The organism is Nodosilinea sp. LEGE 07298 (assembly GCF_015207265.1).
In the GTDB taxonomy this organism is placed as follows: domain Bacteria; phylum Cyanobacteriota; class Cyanobacteriia; order Phormidesmidales; family Phormidesmidaceae; genus Nodosilinea.
This window is the reverse complement of the sequence record NZ_JADEXE010000379.1, coordinates 1-5,414: the sequence shown is the minus strand read 5'-3', so window position 1 is coordinate 5,414 and position 5,414 is coordinate 1. Positions and strand designations below refer to the sequence as shown.

Annotated in this window: 5 protein-coding genes; 3 read left to right on the top strand and 2 right to left on the bottom strand. The window is 54.6% G+C overall.

Annotated elements, in window-relative coordinates:
• A partial coding sequence (locus IQ273_RS29780; protein ID WP_194026724.1) for a hypothetical protein occupies positions 1-185 on the top strand: 185 nt, incomplete at its 5' end.
• A 61-nt stretch (positions 186-246) separates the two neighbouring features.
• Here the strand turns inward: IQ273_RS29780 and IQ273_RS29775 are convergent.
• Positions 247-1,269, bottom strand: a complete 1,023-nt coding sequence (locus IQ273_RS29775) for a hypothetical protein (protein ID WP_194026723.1) — start codon at positions 1,267-1,269, stop codon at positions 247-249.
• Positions 1,270-1,735: 466 nt separating this feature from the next.
• Between IQ273_RS29775 and IQ273_RS29770 the strand changes: the two genes are divergently transcribed.
• Entirely contained in the window at positions 1,736-2,314 is a 579-nt protein-coding gene (locus tag IQ273_RS29770) for a TIGR04376 family protein (protein WP_194026722.1), read from the top strand.
• 39 nt (positions 2,315-2,353) lie between these two features.
• Here IQ273_RS29770 and IQ273_RS29765 read toward each other — a convergent pair whose 3' ends face one another.
• Positions 2,354-2,680: a hypothetical protein gene (locus tag IQ273_RS29765; RefSeq protein WP_194026721.1), complete on the bottom strand. Its 327-nt coding sequence runs from the start codon at positions 2,678-2,680 to the stop codon at positions 2,354-2,356.
• 548 nt (positions 2,681-3,228) lie between these two features.
• On the opposite strand from IQ273_RS29765, the gene IQ273_RS29760 reads away from it, so the two are divergent.
• Complete coding sequence (locus IQ273_RS29760) at positions 3,229-5,310, top strand: NAD(P)H-quinone oxidoreductase subunit 5 (protein ID WP_194026720.1); 2,082 nt, start codon at positions 3,229-3,231, stop codon at positions 5,308-5,310.
• Positions 5,311-5,414 lie beyond the last annotated feature (104 nt).

The window sequence follows — 5,414 nt, the reverse complement described above, 5'->3', positions numbered from 1 at the left end:
CCCCCGCTCAGCCCAGCCGCGAACCCATCCACATCACCATCATCGGCTCCGCCACTGGTATCGACATGGTGATCAAAATCCTCCACCGCCTCGGCTTTGCCGAAGCCCGCGCCTGGAGCAAACCCCAAATCGACCCCAACACCGGCAGGCCCATGCGCGTGCTTACCAAATGGCTGCGGCATTAATTTAAAAGCCCCAGGATGCTGTCAACACCCTGGGGCTTTCAGTCACTCTTTGGCATAATGCCTAAATCGAGTCGGGAAAAATAGACGGCGAGAACATCTTCAGCATCGCGTTGTAGTGAGGTTCGTAGTATTCAACATTGATCGATCCCACACAGGCCGAAAGCTCCTGGTCGAGCAGGTTTACCATTAGCCGCACTAGGCCCCAATTTACCTTTAGCGTGGGGTACAGCATGACGCACAGCGGGAATAGCTCTTGGGCGATCGCAGAGATATTATTCTCTAGCATGCAGGTCCACAAATAAATCTGAAACATCTCCACATCGCGGATGCTAGAGGTGCGTACAGTGTCGTGACTGAGTGACCCGGTATAGCTCGCATAATCGGGGCAAAGCTTAATCACCTGATTCACAATGCTCTTGGCAATACGGCTTGTAGCAGGTAGCGCCAGCCGCACTGTTTCTAGGCGAGGGTGGTGGTAGTCATACTTAGCAGCGGCAGCATAGGCCCGCTGCAGAGGCATATATAGCAGATCGTCCACTACCTTAAAGTAGTTTTGCAGCGCCAGTTGTTCGGGCTCGGGAGCCTCCGCCAAAAGCATTTGGCCGCAGTAATGAAACTGCATACTGACAAACCCAATTGCCCTAGAGTCAACCGCCGTATGTTTTTGGCGAATAGCACCCAAATGCTTTGAGGCGACTACCGAAAAACGCTGGGGTGTAACGTCTTTTGCGTAGGCGGCTAGGGCTGCTTCATAGACCCGATGAACGTCTTTAGAAATGATCCAGGGATCAATTAAGTTTGCATTAATTTGGTGTCGCCTGATTTCGCCAGACAGCAAGTCTTCTGTTTTATTCCAGGCTCGGGCGCTGATAGAACGCAGGACATCGACAAGCTTTTTGGCAATATCTATCCTAGACTGAGAGTGTTCTAAATCTAGAAGCGCCTGATCTTGAAGGCGCAGATCCCTAATATATTTTTTGGCCCAAACTTCTGAAAGTGAAACAATGCCAGATTTGTCTAAAGTATCAACTTTTTCTAAAAGGCCAACTGCCGAGCTAGCTGACACTGAGTAATTTGTCACCATGGAAACACACAACGACGCTAGGGAATTGGAACGACGATTTAAAGCCATATTAAGCCCAGAACGCTTCGCGGACCTGATAGAATCCCGGAAAAGCGTGGGCTAAATTTACTAAACTTCATTTCCCGCAATAGTTCGCAAGGATGATCAAGATTGAGCCAGGATTAATCGGTTCTGATTGTCGTAGAACGAGGGCAAACAGGCCTTTAGCCTGGGAAGGCTGAGACTCAGGCGGTGGCTCTAGAGTGCCCTGGGTGCTTCTCAATAAGAAATTAGCCGGTTCGGATCTGAGCAGGTATCTTGGCCCACCCGCTACCTTGACCCCGCCACGGTTGCCGGCTCTAGCATTAGTCTTGGCCTGGGAATCAAAGCCTTGTGCTATATCAGCTTTGCTGCAGTTAGAACGATGAAGGGGCTACCCCACAGAACCGCTATTCTGAAAAGAAAGGCGTTGTGGCAGGAGTAAACTATGGGCCTCTTTGAAGACCTGAGCCGATTTCTCGAAACCCGGCTCGATGAATTTCTCAAGGCCAACCCTCACCTAGAGCTGTGGGGCCTAGAAGATCAGCTGCGCGGTCAAGAGCAAGATGCCATTCGCCTGTTGGGCGATCTCAAGCGCCGCGAAAAGCAGCTCGAAGACAGTATTTTGGCTACGGCTCAAGATATTCAGCGCTGGCATAGCCGTATCCAACAAGCTCAGGCTGCCAATCGCATTGACCTGGTTAAAGCTGCCCAAGAGCGCGAGGCCACTTTGCTGCGTCAGGGCAACCAGTATTGGGGCCAGCTCAAGGGGGTCAAAGACCAGATTATGCAAACCCGCACCCTGCAAAAAGATATTCACGATCGCCGCCGCGAACTCAAAGCCAAAATTGCTGAGACCCAAGCCCAGCGAACCGCCCAGCGGACCACCACCAGCTGGGATACTGGCTGGGCCAAGACTTCCTTTGACGGGTTTGGCCGCGATCCTATGGATCCGCTAGAGGAATCGTTTCAGCGGTGGGAGACTGAGCAGGAGCTAGAGGAGCTGAAGCGGACAATGGGGAAGTAAGAGAGCAGGTGTGTGATCCCTCAAGACTACCTAACTCGCTTACCCACCTACTCCCCGCTGCGGTTTCTTGATCTCAAAGGAAATTGTGCTTGGCTTGCGGTTGAGGTTGGGTGCTGGGGCGGGAGCGGCAACCTCTGTACTCGGTGGCGGCGCTGCCGTTGGTAGGGGAGGGGGTTCGGACTTTACCGCGATCGCGCTCCGGCTGCTCCAGTGGCGATAGTTAGAGGCGATCGCCAGGCCAATCCCCCCAACGACCGTCAGCGGCAGCGAGAGCTCAATGCTGCTCACCCAGGGCAGTTGCCCTAGCCACTGGGCGGTTTCGGCCCCAAAAAACAAAATTAGAAAGCAAACCAGCCAGAGCTTCATCGCCGCCAAAAATTACGTCCTGCCGATGCCGACCCCCTATGCCGACCCCCGATGCTGACCCAAGTAAACCGACCAAAGTATAGCGCCGGACAGCTAGCTCAGGGTACGGCGAGCTAGTGAACCTCAAACTGGGCGGCTACCTGGACTTGCGATCGCCCATTTGAAAATCAGCTCAAAGCACCTTCGGCATCTCCTAATCTATAAATTGTCAGGCGGTCAACCATTGGACTCTTTATATAGATCCTGCGACAGATTTGTTATAGCCAAACGGCTGAGTTTTGCTGCCAACAAGTATTTGCTCACAGAATTGGACATCTTTCTTAAGAAAACGCCTCCCGATCGCTCAGGTCGACAGAATGACCCTATGGCAAGCCCTTGACAGATTTTGTGTACAGCTCGGGCTGGCAATAAAGGGGACTGTTGGGGGAGCGATCGTTCCTTTTCTAGCCTAACTTTGCTACCAAACCGACTTTTCCCTGGTGAAGGGTATGTCAGAATGTAAGCGGTTTTTTGCCAACTCACCCAAGCTCTTGGAGTAGGCAGTCAAGATGGATTCTGTAGACACGCTTTATCAATACGCCTGGCTGATACCAGTGCTGCCGCTGATTGGGGCCACCATCGTCGGTGTGGGGTTAATTTCCTACGGCGAGGCCACCAGTAAGCTCAGGCAGCCCTCGGCGGCGCTCATCGTTTCCCTGACTGGGGCGGCGATGGTATTGTCATTTTTAATTTTTTGGAGCCAGTGGCAGGGGCATGCCCCTCACACGGCTATGTTTGAGTGGGCCTCAGCGGGCGACTTCCGCATTGAGATGGGTTATACCATCGACCACTTGGCAGCACTAATGCTGGTGGTGGTCACCACGGTCGCCTTCTTGGTGATGATTTACACCGACGGCTATATGGCCCACGACCCAGGCTATGTGCGGTTCTACGCCTACCTCAGCCTGTTTAGCTCCTCAATGCTGGGCCTGGTGATTAGCCCTAACCTGCTCCAGGTTTACGTGTTTTGGGAGCTGGTGGGCATGTGCTCGTACCTGCTGATCGGCTTTTGGTACAACCGCAAGCCCGCCGCCGATGCCTGTCAAAAAGCGTTTGTGACCAACCGAGTGGGCGACTTTGGCCTGCTGCTGGGCCTGCTGGGCCTGTTTTGGGCCACCGGTAGCTTCGACTTTGGCGTCATGGGCGAACGGCTAACTGAGCTGGTGAATGTGGGCAGTCTGCCTGCCAGCATCGCCGCTGTTTTTGCCATTCTGGTTTTCATGGGTCCGGTGGCTAAGTCGGCCCAGTTCCCGCTCCACGTGTGGCTGCCCGACGCTATGGAAGGCCCCACCCCAATCTCGGCGCTGATTCACGCGGCGACAATGGTGGCGGCGGGAGTGTTCCTAGTGGCGCGTATGTACCCCGTGTTCGAGCACATCCCTACCGTGATGACGGTGATTGCCTACACTGGGGCGTTCACCGCCTTTATGGGAGCCACGATCGCCATTACCCAAAACGACATCAAGAAAGGGCTGGCCTTTTCGACCATGTCGCAGCTGGGCTACATGGTGATGGCCATGGGCGTAGGTGCCTATAGCGCCGGTCTGTTTCACCTGATGACCCACGCCTACTTCAAGGCCATGCTCTTTTTGGGCTCCGGCTCGGTTATTCACGGCATGGAGTCGGTGGTGGGCCACGACCCGGCCCTGGCGCAAGATATGCGTCTGATGGGCGGCCTGCGTAAGTACATGCCCGTGACGGCGATTACTTTCTTGATTGGAACACTTGCCATCAGCGGTATTCCGCCCTTCGCAGGCTTTTGGTCTAAAGATGAAATTTTGGGTGCGACCTTTGCGGTCAACCCTGCCCTGTGGGCCGTGGGCTGGCTGACGGCGGGCATTACTGCCTTCTACATGTTCCGCATGTACTTCTCGACCTTTGAGGGCAGCTTCCGGGGCAACGACGAAGGCATTCGCCGCGACCTGAAGCGGGAGCAGTTTCAGCGCATGGGTATGTCCCTTGGCCCTGGAGCCATGAACCCCCAGGAGCTAACGCTCGATGCTGACCATGACGACCACGATCACGATGACCATCACGCCCACGAACCCCACGAGTCGCCGCTGTCGATGATCTTCCCGCTGATGGCGCTAGCGGTACCCTCGGTGCTGGTGGGTCTGCTAGGTACGCCCTTTGCTAACTACTTCGAGGCTTTCATTCATCCCCCTGGGGAAGCTATGGAAGCGGTAGAAGCCGCCGAGGCCTTCGACTGGAACGAGTTTGTGCTGATGGCGGGCAGTTCGGTTGCGATCGCGGTTGCTGGCATCATTCTCGCGGTGCTGATGTACCGCACTAAGGTGATTGATCCAAAGGCGATCGCAGCCTCCGTCAAGCCCTTCTACAACCTGTCCTTGAACAAGTGGTACATCGACGACATCTACGAGGTGCTCTTCGTTCAGGGCAGCCGCAAACTCGCCAAGCAGGTGCTCGAAGTCGATATCCGCATTGTGGATGGTCTCGTCAACCTGGCGGGTCTGGTCACTCTAGTGACGGGCGAGGGGCTGAAGTACCTGGAAAATGGCCGCGCCCAGTTCTACGCTCTGATTGTGTTTGGTGCTGTTTTGGGCCTAGTGCTGCTGTCAGGGGTGACGTAAATTTCAGGTATTAGTTACTGGGTGTCAGGTACAGGTGTCTGACAAAGCTGACAACCTGATGCCCGACACCTAATACCTGATGCCCAAAACCCAACTCCCAAGAC

Bases quoted from the DNA above. Each gene is read 5' to 3' on its own strand.
- IQ273_RS29770 (WP_194026722.1), top strand. From the start codon at position 1,736: ATGGGCCTCTTTGAAGACCTGAGCCGATTTCTCGAAACCCGGCTCGAT.
- IQ273_RS29765 (WP_194026721.1), bottom strand. From the start codon at position 2,680: ATGAAGCTCTGGCTGGTTTGCTTTCTAATTTTGTTTTTTGGGGCCGAA.
- IQ273_RS29760 (WP_194026720.1), top strand. From the start codon at position 3,229: ATGGATTCTGTAGACACGCTTTATCAATACGCCTGGCTGATACCAGTG.
- IQ273_RS29775 (WP_194026723.1), bottom strand. From the start codon at position 1,269: ATGGTGACAAATTACTCAGTGTCAGCTAGCTCGGCAGTTGGCCTTTTA.